This is a genomic window from Amycolatopsis plumensis (assembly GCF_042652605.1).
Lineage (GTDB): Bacteria > Actinomycetota > Actinomycetes > Mycobacteriales > Pseudonocardiaceae > Amycolatopsis > Amycolatopsis plumensis.
Genome location: NZ_JBHSJY010000001.1, coordinates 5,835,438 through 5,851,562 on the forward strand (window position 1 = coordinate 5,835,438; position 16,125 = coordinate 5,851,562).

At 71.0% G+C, this 16,125-nt stretch carries 8 protein-coding genes; all 8 read left to right on the forward strand.

From position 1 onward, the window contains the following. The first annotated feature begins 50 nt into the window (after positions 1-50). The 8 genes from glgX (ACFPLC_RS28555) (at position 51) to glgB (ending at position 16,047) form a co-directional block, all read left to right on the forward strand. Positions 51-2,177, forward strand: a complete 2,127-nt coding sequence (gene glgX / locus ACFPLC_RS28555; RefSeq protein WP_378193075.1) for a glycogen debranching protein GlgX — start codon at positions 51-53, stop codon at positions 2,175-2,177. Further along, positions 2,174-4,450 (forward strand): malto-oligosyltrehalose synthase, encoded by a 2,277-nt coding sequence (gene treY, locus ACFPLC_RS28560; protein WP_378193078.1) that lies wholly within the window; start codon positions 2,174-2,176, stop codon positions 4,448-4,450. Before glgX (ACFPLC_RS28555) ends, treY begins: the two co-directional genes overlap by 4 nt. Beyond that, positions 4,447-6,183 carry a malto-oligosyltrehalose trehalohydrolase gene (gene treZ, locus ACFPLC_RS28565; protein ID WP_378193081.1) on the forward strand — a complete coding sequence of 579 codons (1,737 nt, stop codon included), beginning with the start codon at positions 4,447-4,449 and terminating at the stop codon, positions 6,181-6,183. Before treY ends, treZ begins: the two co-directional genes overlap by 4 nt. Before the next feature lie 51 nt (positions 6,184-6,234). Then, the gene (gene glgX, locus ACFPLC_RS28570) at positions 6,235-8,382 is read left to right on the forward strand and encodes a glycogen debranching protein GlgX (RefSeq protein WP_378193084.1); all 2,148 of its coding nucleotides are present in this window, start codon (positions 6,235-6,237) and stop codon (positions 8,380-8,382) included. Between the two features lie 243 nt (positions 8,383-8,625). Beyond that, positions 8,626-10,608: a maltotransferase domain-containing protein gene (locus tag ACFPLC_RS28575; protein ID WP_378193086.1), complete on the forward strand. Its 1,983-nt coding sequence runs from the start codon at positions 8,626-8,628 to the stop codon at positions 10,606-10,608. 41 nt (positions 10,609-10,649) lie between these two features. After that, positions 10,650-12,458, forward strand: a complete 1,809-nt coding sequence (gene treS, locus ACFPLC_RS28580; RefSeq protein WP_378193089.1) for a maltose alpha-D-glucosyltransferase — start codon at positions 10,650-10,652, stop codon at positions 12,456-12,458. A 5-nt stretch (positions 12,459-12,463) separates the two neighbouring features. After that, positions 12,464-13,843, forward strand: a complete 1,380-nt coding sequence (locus ACFPLC_RS28585; RefSeq protein ID WP_378193092.1) for a maltokinase N-terminal cap-like domain-containing protein — start codon at positions 12,464-12,466, stop codon at positions 13,841-13,843. After that, positions 13,840-16,047 (forward strand): 1,4-alpha-glucan branching protein GlgB, encoded by a 2,208-nt coding sequence (gene glgB, locus ACFPLC_RS28590; protein WP_378193095.1) that lies wholly within the window; start codon positions 13,840-13,842, stop codon positions 16,045-16,047. The genes ACFPLC_RS28585 and glgB overlap by 4 nt, the downstream gene beginning before the upstream one ends. Positions 16,048-16,125: the final 78 nt, after the last annotated feature.

Sequence of the window (16,125 nt, forward strand, 5' to 3'; positions counted from 1 at the left end):
GACCCCCGGTGATACGGCACCGGTACGACCCAAGCTCGAGGAGACACCCAGTGCGGCCCTGGCCCGGAACGCCCTACCCGCTCGGCGCCACCTACGACGGAGTCGGGACGAACTTCGCCCTGTTCTCCGAGGTGGCCGAGCGCGTCGAACTGTGCCTGTTCGACGCCGAGGGCAAGGAGACGCGCTACGCGCTCGAAGAGGTCGACGGCTTCGTCCACCACGGCTACCTGCTCAACGTCGGCCCCGGGCAGCGCTACGGGTTCCGCGTGCACGGCCCGTACGACCCGAAGCGCGGCCTGCGCTGCAACCCGAACAAGCTGCTCATCGACCCGTACGCGAAGGCCGTCTCGCACGGCGTGAAGTGGGACGAGTCGCTGTTCGGCTACCAGTTCGACAACCCGGCCGAGCGCAACGACGACGACTCCGCCGGCCACGTGCCGTATTCGCTGGTGGCGAACCCGTTCTTCGACTGGGGCAACGACCGGCAGCCGAAGCGGCCGTACAACGAGACGGTCATCTACGAGGCCCACGTCAAGGGCATGACCGTGAACCACCCGTTCGTGCCGGAACAGCTGCGGGGCACCTACGCCGGCCTCGCGCACCCCGCCGTCGTCGAGCACCTGCAGAAACTCGGCGTCACCGCGGTGGAACTGCTGCCGGTGCACCAGTTCGTCACCGACCACGGTCTCGCACAGAAGGGCCTGACGAACTACTGGGGCTACAACACGATCGGGTACTTCGCGCCCCACGACTCCTACGCGGCGATGCCCGGCGAGGGCGGCCAGGTCCAGGAGTTCAAGGGCATGGTCAAGGCGTTCCACGAAGCCGGGATCGAAGTGATCCTCGACGTGGTTTACAACCACACGGCCGAGGGAAACCATCTCGGGCCGACGCTGTCGATGCGGGGCATCGACAACGAGGCCTACTACCGGCTGGTGGAGGGGGAGCCCGAGTACTACATGGACTACACCGGCACCGGGAACTCCCTCAACGTCCGCAACCCGCACACCCTGCAGCTGATCATGGACTCGCTGCGCTACTGGGTGACGGAGATGCACGTCGACGGCTTCCGGTTCGACCTCGCCTCGGCGCTGGCGCGCGAGTTCTACGACGTCGACCGGCTGTCGACGTTCTTCGACCTGGTCCAGCAGGACCCGATCGTCAGCCAGGTGAAGCTGATCGCCGAGCCGTGGGACGTCGGGCCCGGTGGCTACCAGGTCGGCAACTTCCCGCCGCTGTGGACGGAGTGGAACGGGCAGTTCCGCGACACCGTCCGCGACTTCTGGCGCGGCGAGCCGTCCACGCTGGGTGAGTTCGCGAGCCGGATCACCGGCTCGTCGGACCTCTACCAGGACGACGGCCGCCGCCCGTTCGCCTCGATCAACTTCGTCACCGCGCACGACGGCTTCACGCTGCGGGACCTGGTGTCCTACAACGAAAAGCACAACGAGGCCAACGGCGAGGACGGCCGCGACGGCGCCGACGACAACCGCTCGTGGAACTGCGGGGTCGAGGGCGAGACCGACGATCCCGAGGTGCTCGCCCTGCGGGCGCGGCAGCAGCGGAACATGCTGGCCACGCTGATGCTGTCCCAGGGTGTGCCGATGATCCTGCACGGCGACGAGTTCGGCCGCACCCAGCAGGGCAACAACAACGTCTACTGCCAGGACTCCGAACTGTCCTGGATGGACTGGGAACTGGCCAAGGAGAACGCCGACCTGGTCAAGTTCACCGCCGGGCTGGGCGCGTTCCGGCACCGGCACCCGGTGTTCCGCCGCCGCCGCTTCTTCCAGGGCGGCCCGGTCGGCAAGGGCGCGAAGCTCGGCGACATCGCCTGGTTCACCCCGGCCGGCGAGGAGATGACCGAGCAGAACTGGGACGACGGCTTCGGCAAGGCGGTCGTCGTCTTCCTCAACGGCAAGGCGATCCCCGACCTCGACCAGCGCGGGATGCACGTCGAGGACAACTCGTTCCTGCTCGCCTTCAACGCCCACTACGAGGACATCGACACCACGCTCCCGGGCAACGGCTACGGGGAGAGCTGGACCGTCGTGGTCGACACCGCGACCGGGGAGGTCGAGCCCGCCGACACCAAGCCCATCGAAGGCGGCGGACGGCTCACCCTCCCCGCCCGGTCCCTGATCGTGCTGCAACGGACGGAAACGGAAGCCGAATGACGGTGCCGGAGTCGACCTACCGGGTGCAGCTGCGCCCGGAGTTCACCTTCGCCGACGCGGCCGGCATCGCCGGCTACCTGCGCGACCTCGGCATCGGGGCGCTGTACGCGTCGCCGGTGCTGGACGCGGCCCCCGGGTCGACGCACGGCTACGACGTCGTCGACCCGACGCAGGCGCGGCCCGCGCTCGGCGGCGAGGCGGCGCGGCAGGAGCTGTCCGCGCTGCTGAAGGAGCTCGGCCTGGGCCTGGTGGTCGACATCGTGCCCAACCACATGTCGGTCGAGGTGCCGAAGGTCAACCGCTGGTGGTGGGACGTCCTGAAGCACGGCCGCGACTCGGAGTACGCGGCCTTCTTCGACGTCGACTGGGAGCGCGGCCCGCTGCTGCTGCCGGTCCTCGGCGACGACGACGCCGTCGGCGAGCTGACGGTCGAAGGCGACGAGCTGGTCTACTACGACCACCGCTTCCCGATCGCCCCCGGCACGGAAACCGGGACACCGCAAGAGGTCCACGAGCGCCAGCACTACCGCCTGATCGGGTGGCGCCGCGGCAACGCGGAGCTGACCTACCGCCGGTTCTTCGACATCACGACGCTGGCGGCGGTCCGCGTCGAGGACCCGAAGGTGTTCGCCGAGACGCACGGCGAGGTGCTGCGCTGGGTCGCCGACGGCGACGTCACCGGCCTGCGCATCGATCACCCGGACGGCTTGGCCGACCCGGGCGGCTACTTCCGGCGGCTGCGCGAGAACGCGCCGGACGCGTGGATCGTGGCCGAGAAGATCCTGCACCCGGGCGAGCCGCTGCCGCAGAGCTGGCCGGTCGACGGCACCACCGGCTACGACGCCCTGCGCGAGATCGCCGGCGTCTTCGTCGACCCGGACGGCGAGCCGGGCTTCACCGAGCTGGCGACCGAGCTGGGCGTGCAGACCGGCTACCACCGCGTCGAGGCCGAGGCCCGGCGCCTGGTCACCGACCGCATCCTGGTCGCCGAGGTGCGGCGGATCGCCGCGCTGCTGCCGGACGTCGACCCGGAGCAGGCCCGGCAGGCGGTGGCCGAGACCATGATCGCCTTCCCCGTCTACCGCTCCTACCTGCCCGAGGGTGCTTCGCACTGGGCGGCCGCGATCGCCGGGGCCCGTGAAACCCGGCCCGACCTCGCCGACGCGCTGGCCCGCCTCGACACCGCGGTGCGCGAGAACCCGGAGAGCGAGCTGGCCACCCGGCTGCAGCAGACGTCCGGCATGGTCGTGGCCAAGGGCACCGAGGACACGACGTTCTATCGCTACACGCGCTTCGCCGCGCTGAACGAGGTCGGCGGCAACCCGGACCGGTTCGGGCTCGGCGTCGAGGAGTTCCACCGGCTGGCCGCCGAGCGCGAGGCCGGTTACCCCGCGGCGATGACCACCCTGACCACGCACGACACCAAGCGCTCGGAGGACACCCGCGCGCGGATGGCGGTGCTGGCCGAGGTGCCGGGCGAGTTCGCCGAGGCCGTCCGGCGGTGGACCGCGCGGCGGGGGATCGACGAGCCGTCGCTGAACCTGCTGGCCTGGCAGACGCTCGTGTCGACCTGGCCGATCGAGCCGTCCCGGCTGCGGGACTACCTCGACAAGGCGGCCAAGGAGGCCAAGCTCCGGACCAGCTGGACCGACCACGACGAGGCCTTCGAGGCCGATGTCGCCGCGTGGCCTGAAGACGTCATGAACAACGCCGAACTGGCCGCGGACGTCGAGGCGTTCGTCAAGCGCATCGAGGGGCCCGGGTACGCGAACTCGCTCGGCCAGAAGCTCGTCCAGCTGACCGCGCCCGGCGTCCCGGACGTCTACCAGGGCACCGAGCTGTGGGACTTCTCCCTGGTCGACCCGGACAACCGCCGCCCGGTCGACTACGTGGCCCGCCGGGAGATCCTCGCCCGGATCACCGACGGCGAGCTGCCGGAGATCGACGCGTCGGGCGCGGCGAAGCTGCTGGTCGTGCACAAGGCGCTGCGGCTGCGGCGCGAGCACCCGGCGCTGTTCCGCGGCTACCGGCCGCTGCGGGCCGAGGGCCCGGCCGCGGCCCACTGCCTGGCCTACACGCGCAGCCCGGACCTCGCCGTGGCGGTGACCCGGCTCCCGGTCGGTCTCGAAGCCGGCGGCGGGTGGCGCGACACGGTGCTGCCGCTGCCCGCCGGCGTGTGGACCGACGTCCTGACCGGCCGCGAGGTCACCGGCGACCTGGCCACCCTGTTCGACCGTTACCCCGTCGCGTTGCTGGTGCGAGGAGACGTATGAGGTTCAGCGTGTGGGCCCCTTCGGCCCGCCGGGTCCGGGTGAGCGTCGACGAAGGCGTGCACGAGATGACCGAAGGCGACGGCGGCTGGTGGCACGCCGACGCCGACGGCGTCAACTACGCCTTCCACCTGGACGACGACGAGAAGCCGCTGCCCGATCCGCGGTCGCGGTGGCAGCCGCACGGCGTCCACGCGGAGTCGCGCGTCTACGACCACGCCGAGTTCGCCTGGACCGACGACGCGTGGCACGGCCGCCAGCTGCCCGGCGCCGTCCTCTACGAGCTCCACATCGGCACCTTCACCGAGGGCGGCACCTTCGACGCGGCGATCGACCGGCTCGACCACCTCGTCGAGCTCGGCATCACGCACGTCGAGCTGCTGCCGGTCAACGCCTTCGACGGCACCGCGGGCTGGGGCTACGACGGCGTTCTCTGGGGCGCGGTCCACGAGCCCTACGGCGGGCCGGACGGGCTCAAGCGGTTCGTCGACGCCGCCCACGCGCGCGGCTTGGCCGTCGTGCTCGACGTCGTCTACAACCACCTCGGGCCCTCGGGCGCCTACCTCGACAAGTTCGGCCCGTACTTCGCCGGGCAGAACGACTGGGGGCCGGGTCTCAACCTCGACGGCGCCGGCTCCGACGAGGTCCGCCGGTACGTCATCGACAACGCGCTGAGCTGGTTCCGCGACTTCCACATCGACGCCCTGCGCCTGGACGCCGTGCACGCGCTGCTCGACCGGCGCGCGGTCCACCTGCTCGAACAGCTCGCCACCGAGGTCGACGGCTTGTCGGCGGCGCTGAACCGGCCGCTGACGCTGATCGCCGAGTCCGACCTCAACGACCCACGCCTGGTCACGCCCCGTGAGCGCGGCGGCTTCGGCCTGCACGCGCAGTGGTCGGACGACTTCCACCACGCCCTGCACGTCAAGCTGACCGGCGAGACGACCGGGTACTACACCGACTTCGCCGCGCCGGACGCCGTCGAGCGGGTCCTGCGCGAGGTGTTCTTCCACGCGGACACCTGGTCGTCCTTCCGCGAGCGGACCCACGGCCGCCCGGTCGACACGCGGACCGTGCCCGGCCACCGCTTCCTCGGCTACCTGCAGAACCACGACCAGATCGGCAACCGCGCCACCGGCGACCGGCTTTCGGCGACGGTCTCCCGCGACCGGCTGGCCTGCGGCGCGGCGATCCTGTTCTGCTCGCCGTACACGCCGATGGTGTTCATGGGGGAGGAGTGGGCGGCGAGCACGCCGTGGCAGTTCTTCGCGTCCTTCCCGGACCCGGAGCTGGCCGAGGCCGTCCGCACGGGCCGCCGTCGCGAGTTCTCCCGGCACGGCTGGGGCGAGTCCGACGTACCGGACCCGATGGACGCGGCCACGGTCGAGCGCTCGCGGCTCGACTGGGCCGAGCCGGAGCGTCCCGGTCACCGGGACGTGCTCGAGCTGTACCGCGCGCTGATCCGGCTGCGCCGCGAGCGGCCCGAGCTGGCCGACCCGTGGGTCGCGGACCTGCGCGTCGACTCCGCGCCCGACGGCTCCTGGCTGGTGCTGCACCGCGGCGGGCTGCGGCTGGCCGTCAACTTCGGCGCCGGCCCGGTCACGCTGCCCCTCGGGGCCACCGGGTCGCTGCTGGCCTGGGGAGAGGCCACCGTGGACGGTGGGGCCGCCCACCTGCTGCCGGACACCTTCGTCATCGCCGAAACGACCACCCCGCCGGCGGTTGCCGCCGGGTAACTCATCGGTAATGGCGCGCACGGACCACCTCCGATCTGGGACGATTCAGGAATGGCCACACGACCCTCCGCCGACCACGTCCTCGCCGGCCGCCCCTTCCCCCTCGGAGCCCACCCCGAGGCCGGGGGAGTGCGGTTCGCGATCACGTCCGCCGTCGCGGACGCCGTCGAGCTGTGCCTGATCGACGCCGACGGTTCGGAACGCCGGATCGCGCTGACCGAGCGCACCTTCGGCGTCTGGCACGGCCTGGTCCCCGGGGTCACGCCGGGGCAGCGGTACGGCTACCGGATCCACGGCCCGTACGACCCGGCCCGCGGCCTGCGGTGCAACCCGCACAAGCTGCTCGTCGACCCGTACGCCCGGCAGATCACCGGCGGGCTCACCGACCTGGCCGCGGCGCAGGGCTTCACCGGCGACCCGGAGCGCGGGCCGATGTCCACTGTGGACTCCCTGGGCAGCGTGCCGCTGTCTGTGGTCACCTCGCCCGGCGGGCCGGACACCGGGATCAAGCCGGAGGTGCCGTTCGAGGAGGCGGTGGTCTACGAACTGCACGTCAAGGGCTTCACGCAGCAGCACCCGTTCATCCCGGAGGCGCTGCGCGGCACCTACCTCGGCCTGGCCCACCCGGTGGCGATCGAGTACCTGACCCGGCTCGGCGTCACCTCGGTCGAGCTGCTGCCGGTGCACGCGTTCCTCGACGAGCCGTCCCTCATCCGGGCCGGGCGCCACAACTACTGGGGCTACTCGCCGCTGGGCTTCTTCGCCCCGCACGCCGCCTACGCCAGCGAGCCCGGCCACGAGGTCGAGGAGTTCCGGCTGATGGTGGCCGCCCTGCACGCGGCCGGCATCGAGGTGATCCTCGACGTCGTGTTCAACCACACCTGCGAGGGCGGGCCGGACGGGCCGACGCTGAGCTTCCGCGGGCTGAACGCGCCGGTGTACTACCTGCACACCGAGCGCGGGCACATGGCCGACATCACCGGCTGCGGCAACACCCTCGAGGCCGGCTCGCCGACCGTGGTCCGGCTGGTCACCGACTCGCTGCGGTACTGGACGCAGGAGATGGGCGTCGACGGCTTCCGGTTCGACCTCGCCAGCACGCTGGGGCGCCCTCGCGGCGGTGCGTTCGACCCGGCGTCGACGCTGCTCACCGCGATCACCACCGACCCGGTGCTTTCGCGGTGCAAGCTGATCGCCGAGCCGTGGGACGCGACCGGCGAGGGCTACCGCGTCGGCGGCTTCGGCGCCCAGTGGGCGGAGTGGAACGGCCGCTACCGCGACACCGTGCGTGACTTCTGGCGCGGCGCGACCGGCGTCCGCGACCTCGCCTACCGGCTGTCCGGCTCGTCGGACCTGTACGACCACAACCTGCGGCGGCCGTGGCAGTCGATCAACTTCGTCACCGCGCACGACGGCTTCACGCTGCGGGATCTGGTGTCCTACAACGAAAAGCACAACGAGGGCAACGGCGAGGACAACCGCGACGGCACCAACGACAACCGCTCGTGGAACCACGGCGCCGAGGGCGACACGGCCGACCCGGCGATCCGGGAGCTGCGCGCCCGGCAGGCCCGCAACCTGTTCGCGACGCTGCTGCTGTCCACCGGCACCCCGATGCTGACCGCGGGTGACGAGTTCTGGCGGACCCAGGGCGGCAACAACAACGCGTACTGCCTCGACGACGAGACGTCGTGGTTCGACTGGACCCCGGACGACCCCGCGGCCGAGGCCATGCTCGCGTTCGCCCGCCGGGTCGTCCGGCTGCGCGCGAACAGCCCGGCGCTGCGGCAGCCGGAGTTCTTCGAAGGCCGGACCACCCCGACCGGCAAGCCGGACCTGGTCTGGTTCCGCCCGGACGGCGAGGAGTTCGGCGAGAGCGACTGGTTCGAGGACCGCCACACGCTCGGCATGTGGATCGACGGCTCGAACAGCCAGGCCCGCAACCGCGAGGGCGCGCTGGTGCCCGACCACTCGTGGCTGCTCTGGCTGCACGCCGGCGACGCCCCGGCCGAGGTGATCCTCCCGGGCCGCGAGTACGGCGAGACGTTCAAGCCGACCCTCGACACGAGCACCGCCGACGGCAGCCCGGCCCACCCGGGCGTGCTGGAGGCGAAGAGCCGGTTGACGCTGCAGTCCCGCTCCCTACTCCTGCTGCGGGCCCCGCGGCTGGCCGCAGAGCCGCACCCCGAACCCTACTGACCCGTATCTCGCCGGAAGGGCACTTTCACGTGAAAGTGCCGGAGTGCGCCGGGGCGGTGGTGGGGCTGGGGGGAGCGGGCGGGCGTAACCTGCCGGACACGCGCCCGGAACTCGTTGCCCCGAAAGTGTTTCGGTTGATCCGTTTTGGGTACAGGGATAGAGAACCCTGCCTCGTGGGCGCTTGATCGAGTCAGGCAGACTGTCGCCGTCTGCGTCCAACCGACACATCGAAGGGCGTTGCCCATGACCGGCCGGCTCGGCATCGACGACGTCTCCCCCAGCGTGAGCTGCGGCCGGTATCCGGCCAAAGCCGTTGTGGGGGAACACATCCCGGTCTTCGCGACCGTCTGGCGCGAGGGCCACGACGCCGTCGCGGCGACCGTCGCGTGGCGCGGTCCGGAAGACCGGCTGACCCGCCAGACGCGGATGGTGCCGCGCGGCCCCGATCACCCGGACGAGTTCGCCGCGGTGATCGCCCCGGACACCACCGGGATGTGGACGTTCCGGGTCGACGCGTGGGGCGACCCGTGGGCGACGTGGGAGCACGCCGTCGAGGTGAAGGTCGCCGCCGGGCAGGGCCCCGAGGACCTCGCCAACGACCTCGAGAACGGCGCCCGCCTGATCGAGCGCGTCTCCCGCCGCCCCGACCGGCGGGGCGAGAAAGCGCTCCTCACCGGCGCGGTGAAGGCCCTGCGCGACGAAGAGCGCAGCCTCGCCGAGCGGGTCGGGCCCGCGCTCTCGCCCGAGGTCCGCCAGGTCATGCACGAGTTCCCGGTGCGGGAGCTGATCACCAAGGGCAAGCCGCAGAAGATCTGGGTCGACCGCCGCCGCGCCGCGTACGGCTCCTGGTACGAGCTGTTCCCCCGCTCGACCGGCGGCCTCGACGCCGAGGGCAAGCCGGTGCACGGCACCTTCGCCACCGCCGCGACCGCCCTGGACCGCGTCGCCAAGATGGGCTTCGACGTCGTCTACCTGCCGCCCATCCACCCGATCGGGCGGGTGAACCGCAAGGGCCCGAACAACACCCTCGACGCCAAGCCGGAGGACGTCGGCTCGCCGTGGGCCATCGGCGCCGACGAGGGCGGCCACGACTCGATCCACCCCGAGCTGGGCACCTTCGACGACTTCGACGCCTTCGTGGCCCGCGCGGAAGAGCTCGGCATGGAGGTCGCGCTCGACTTCGCGCTGCAGGCCGCGCCCGACCACCCGTGGGTCCTCAAGCACCCCGAGTTCTTCACGACCCGGCCGGACGGCTCGATCGCGTACGCGGAGAACCCGCCGAAGAAGTACCAGGACATCTACCCGATCAACTTCGACAACGACCCCAAGGCCGTCTACGAAGAGATGCTGCGGGTGATCACCGTCTGGATCGACCACGGGGTGAAGATCTTCCGGGTCGACAACCCGCACACCAAGCCACCGGACTTCTGGGCCTGGCTGATCCAGTCGGTCAAGGACGCCCACCCGGACGTGCTGTTCCTGGCCGAGGCGTTCACCCGCCCGGCGCGCCTGTGGGGCCTGGCCCGGCTCGGCTTCACCCAGAGCTACACCTACTTCACCTGGCGCACCGGCAAGCAGGAGCTGATCGACTTCGCCATCGACCTGCGGGAACACTGGAACGAGGGCCGGCCGAACCTGTTCGTCAACACCCCGGACATCCTCCACGAGTCGCTGCAGCGCGGCGGCCCGGGCATGTTCGCGCTGCGGGCCGCGCTGGCGGCGACGATCTCGCCGACGTGGGGCGTCTACTCCGGTTACGAGCTGTTCGAGCACGTCCCGGTCCGCGAAGGCAGCGAGGAGTACCTCGACTCCGAGAAGTACCAGCTGCGCCCCCGCGACTTCGAGCGCGCGCTCGCCGAAGGGCGCTCGCTCGAGCCGTGGCTGGCGAAGCTCAACGCCGTCCGCAAAGCGCACCCCGCGCTGCAGCAGATGCGCACCCTGCACTTCCACCACATCGACAACGACGCGCTGCTGGCGTACTCCAAACAGGACCCGGCCACCGGCGACACCGTGGTCACGGTCGTCACCCTCGACCCGTACGGGCCCCAAGAGGGCACGCTCTGGCTCGACACCGGCGCACTCGGTTTCGAAGCGCACGAACGGCTGATCGCCCACGACGAGGTCACCGGCGACACCTGGGACTGGGGCCCGGCGAACTACGTCCGGCTCGAGCCCTGGCGGGCGGTCGCGCACGTCGTGTCGGTGAGACGGCGGCTGGCCGGCTGAGAAGGGGAAGGACAGGAATCCGAGAGACTGAGGTGGAACACATGGCGGATGAATCCCGGCCCGACGCGGCGTTGGGGCTGGAGGGCGTGCCGCACACCGGCGAGGCGATGACCGCCGACGGCATGCTCGTGGAACCGCAGGCCGGCGACTTCCGGTCGGCGCAGCAGGCGCCGAGCAACCCGGAGTGGTTCAAGGGCGCGGTGTTCTACGAAGTGCTGGTGCGCGCGTTCGCCGACTCCAACGGCGACGGCACCGGCGACCTGCGCGGCCTGGCCGGGAGACTCGACTACCTGGCCTGGCTGGGCATCGACTGCCTGTGGCTGCCGCCGTTCTACGCCTCGCCGCTGCGCGACGGCGGGTACGACATCAGCGACTTCCGCGCGGTGCTGCCGGAGTTCGGCAGCGTCGAGGACTTCGTCTTCCTGCTCAACGAGGCGCACCGGCGCGGCATCCGGGTGATCACCGACCTGGTGCTCAACCACACCTCGGACGCGCACCCGTGGTTCCAGCAGTCCCGCAGCGAGCCCGACGGCCCGTACGGCGACTACTACGTCTGGAGCGACGACGACTCCCGCTACGCCGACGCGCGGATCATCTTCGTCGACACCGAGACGTCGAACTGGACCTACGACCCGGTCCGCGGCCAGTTCTACTGGCACCGGTTCTTCTCCCACCAGCCCGACCTGAACTACGAAAACGTCGACGTCCAGAACGCGATGATCGACGTCCTGCGGTTCTGGCTCGACCTGGGCATCGACGGGTTCCGCCTGGACGCCGTGCCGTACCTGTTCGAGCAGGAGGGCACCAACTGCGAGAACCTGCCGCGCACGCACGAGTTCCTCAAGCGCTGCCGCAAGGTCGTCGACGACGAGTACCCGGGCCGGATCCTGCTCGCCGAGGCCAACCAGTGGCCCTCGGACGTCGTCGAGTACTTCGGCGACCCGGCCGTCGGCGGCGACGAGTGCCACATGGCCTTCCACTTCCCGCTGATGCCGCGGATCTTCATGGCCGTCCGGCGCGAGTCCCGGTTCCCGATCTCGGAGATCCTCACCCAGACCCCGGAGATCCCCAGCGGCACGCAGTGGGGCATCTTCCTGCGCAACCACGACGAGCTGACCCTCGAGATGGTCACCGACGAAGAGCGCGACTACATGTACGCGGAGTACGCCAAGGACCCGCGCATGAAGGCCAACATCGGCATCCGCCGCCGGCTGGCCCCGCTGCTGGACAACGACCGCAACCAGCAGGAGCTGTTCACGGCGATGCTGCTGTCCCTCCCCGGTTCGCCCGTTCTGTACTACGGTGACGAGATCGGCATGGGAGACAACATCTGGCTCGGCGACCGCGACGCGGTGCGCACACCCATGCAGTGGACCCCGGACCGCAACGCCGGGTTCTCCTCCTGCGACCCGGGCCGCATCTACCTGCCGGTGATCATGGACCCGGTGTACGGGTACCAGGGCCTGAACGTCGAGGCGCAATCGAACAACGCGTCCTCGCTGCTCAACTGGACCCGGCGGATGATCGAGGTGCGCAAGCAGCACCACGCGTTCGCCGAGGGCGAGTTCGTCGACCTCGGCGGGTCCAACCCGAGCGTGCTGGCCTACAAGCGCCAGTGGCGGCGCCCGGACGGCGGCGAAGACGTCGTGCTCTGCGTGAACAACCTCTCCCGGTTCCCGCAGCCGGTGGAGCTGGACCTGTCGGCGCACCGCGGGTGCACACCGGTGGAGCTCACCGGTGGCGTGCGGTTCCCCAGCATCGGGGACCTGTCGTACCTGCTGACGCTGCCCGGGCACGGCTTCTACTGGTTCCAGCTGACCAACCCGGGAGACGAAGGCGAAGCGAGGTGAGTTCCTTGTCCGACCCGCGTGAGCTGGTCGACGACCTGACCGAGGACCTGAAGCGCTGGCTGCCGGAGCAGCGCTGGTTCGCCGGCAAGGACCGGCCGGTGACCGGCGTCCGGCCGCTCGGCGTGACCGAGCTGGTGTCCGGCGATCCGCAGCTGCTGCACGTGGTCGTCGAGGTTGCCCAGGACGACCGGCGCGAGCCCTACCAGCTGCTGGTGGGCCGGCGGACGCACCCGCCGGAGATCGCCTCGACCAGCTGGATCGGCGCCGTCGGCGACCTCAACGCCTACGAGGCGTCCGGCGACCTGGACGTCACCGGCGTGCTGCTGGACCTGATGGCCCGCGAAGAGACCGTGGGCTCGCTGGTCTTCGAGCACGAGCCCGGGGTGGAGCTGGAAACCGGCCTGCGGGCCCGGCCGATCACCTCGGAGCAGAGCAACACGTCCCTGGTCTACGGCGGGCAGTACATCCTCAAGCTGTTCCGCAAGCTGACGCCGGGCAAGAACAAGGACCTGCTGCTGCACCGCGCGCTGCAGGGTGTGGGCAGCAAGCACATCGCGGTCCCGCTCGGCTCGATCACCGGCGACCTGGACGGCGAGCCGACCACGGTCGGCATGCTCCAGCAGTTCGTCTCGGACGCGGTCGACGGCTGGGCGATGGCCACCACCAGCGTCCGCGACCTGATGGCGGCGCCGGAACTGCACGCCGGGGAGGTCGGCGGCGACTTCGCCGGCGAGGCCGAGCGGCTCGGGCGCGCGGTCGCCGAGGTGCACGCCGACCTGGCCGAGGCCCTCGGCACCGAGCCGGTCGACGCCGAAGAGCTGGAACGCTCGGCGAAGGCGATGCTCGACCGCCTCGACACGATCGCCGCCCGGGTACCGGAGCTGGCCGAGCACGCTCCGAAGCTGCGGGCGGCGTTCGAGAAGCTGCGTGCGCTGCCGCTGGACGCGGTGACCATGCAGTACATCCACGGCGACCTGCACCTCGGCCAGGTGCTGCGGACGGTCGGCGGCTGGCTGCTGATCGACTTCGAGGGCGAGCCCGCGGCCCCGGTCGAGGAACGCCACGCGCTGCGGTCGCCGTTGCGCGATGTGGCGGGCATGCTGAGGTCGTTCGACTACGCGGCCCAGCAGATGCTGGTCGGCCAGCCGGACGAGCCGGCGCTGGCCGAGCGCGCCCACGAATGGTCGGAGCGCAACCGGGCGGCGTTCTGCGAGGGCTACGCCGCGGTCGCGGCCGACCCGCGCGAGCAGGGCGAGCTGCTGCGCGCCTTCGAACTGGACAAGGCGGTCTACGAAGTGGGTTACGAGCACGCGAACCGGCCGGACTGGCTGGGCGTGCCGCTCGCCTCGATCGCCCGGATCACCAACGGAGGGACGACACCGTGAACGCGGTTCCCGAAGACCTCCCGGCCGCGGCCCCGCCGGCCGCGGACATCGACCGGCTGCTCGCCGGCTCCCACCACGACCCGCACTCGGTGCTGGGCGTGCACGCGGTGGGCAAGGGCTTCGCGGCCCGGGCCCTGCTGCCCGGCGCGAAAGCCGTCACGCTGTGCGCGGGCGGCGAGAAGTACCCCATGGAACCGGTGATCGACGCGCTGTTCGCCGTCGCCGTCCCCGAGCACCCGGGGGACTACCGGCTGGAAGTCGATTACGACGGGCACACCGCGACGGCCGACGACCCGTACCGCTGGCTGCCCACGGTCGGCGAGCTGGACCTGCACCTGATCGGCGAGGGACGGCACGAACGGCTGTGGGAGGCGCTGGGCGCGCACGTCCGGTCGTACGAGACCCCGGGTGGGGTCGTCGAAGGGACGTCGTTCGCGGTCTGGGCGCCGAACGCGCGCGGCATCCGCGTGATCGGCGACTTCAACGGCTGGGACGGGCGCGGCCACCCCATGCGCTCGCTCGGCGGGTCCGGGGTGTGGGAGCTGTTCGTGCCGGGTGTCGGCGCGGGCACCTGCTACAAGTTCCGGATCCTCGGCGCCGACGGCAACTGGCACGAGAAGGCCGACCCGCTGGCGTTCGCCACCGAGCAGCCGCCCGCGACGGCGTCGGTCGTCACGCAGTCGGCCCACCTGTGGGAAGACGACGAGTGGGTCGCCCAGCGCGAGGCGACCCAGTGGGCCGCGGCGCCGATGAGCGTCTACGAGGTCCACCTCGGCTCGTGGCGGCCCGGGCTCGACTACCGCGAGCTGGCCGACCAGCTGGGCGACTACCTCGTCGAAACCGGTTTCACGCACGTCGAGCTGCTTCCGGTGTCGGAGCACCCGTTCGGCGGCTCGTGGGGCTACCAGGTGACGTCGTACTACGCGCCGACGTCCCGCTTCGGCTCGCCGGACGACTTCCGCTACTTCGTCGACCGCCTGCACCAGCGGGGGATCGGCGTGCTGGTGGACTGGGTGCCGGCGCACTTCCCGCGCGACAGCTGGGCGCTGGCCCGCTTCGACGGCACGCCGCTGTACGAGCACGCGGACCCGCGCCGCGGCGAGCAGCCCGACTGGGGCACGCTCGTGTTCGACTTCGGCCGCAACGAGGTCCGCAACTTCCTGGTCGCCAACGCGTTGTTCTGGCTCGACGAGTTCCACCTCGACGGCCTGCGCGTGGACGCCGTCGCGTCGATGCTGTACCTCGACTACTCCCGCAAGGAAGGGGAGTGGCTGCCGAACCAGTACGGCGGGCGGGAAAACCTCGACGCGGTGCGGTTCCTGCAGGAGCTGAACGCGACCGTCTACAAGCGACACCCGGGTGTCGTGATGGTCGCCGAGGAGTCCACGGCCTGGCCGGGCGTCACGCGCCCGACCCATCTCGGCGGGCTCGGGTTCGGCTTCAAGTGGAACATGGGCTGGATGCACGACACGCTCCGGTACCTTTCGCACGAGCCGATCCACCGCGCGTACCACCACAACGAGATGACGTTCTCGCTCGTGTACGCGTGGAGCGAGAACTTCGTCCTGCCGCTGTCGCACGACGAAGTGGTGCACGGCAAGGGATCCCTGTGGGGCCGGATGCCGGGCGACGCCTGGAACAAGGCGGCCGGGCTGCGGTCGCTGCTGGCGTTCATGTGGGCGCACCCGGGCAAGCAGCTGCTGTTCATGGGCGGCGAGTTCGGCCAGCCGGGGGAGTGGTCGGAGTCGAAGTCGCTCGACTGGCACCTCATGGACGAGCCACTGCACCTCGGGGTGTGGGAGCTGCTGCGGTCGCTGAACACGGTGTACCGGTCGTCGCCGGCGTTGTACAGCCAGGACACCTCGCCGGACGGCTTCCGCTGGATCGACGCGAACGACTCGAGCGGCAACGTGCTGAGCTTCCTGCGCATCGGCGCCGACGGCTCGCGGCTGGCCTGCGTGGCCAACTTCGCCGGGGTCCCGCACCACGACTACCGGGTGGGCCTCCCGGCGGCGGGCCGCTGGCTGGAGGTCGTCAACACCGACGCCGAGGCGTACGGCGGCTCCGGCGTCGGCAACATGGGCGCGGTGGAGGCGACGGAAGAGCCGTGGCACGGCCAGCCGGCCTCCGCGGTCCTCCAGCTCCCGCCCGCCGGCGTCCTCTGGCTCGTCGAAGAAACCCCGGAGACCCCCGAACTCCCGTGACTGAAGGGTCGACACGCGTGATCAGGAGGTCGACACGCGTGATTGCGGGGACGACACGGCGACGGACTTCGTGTCGAC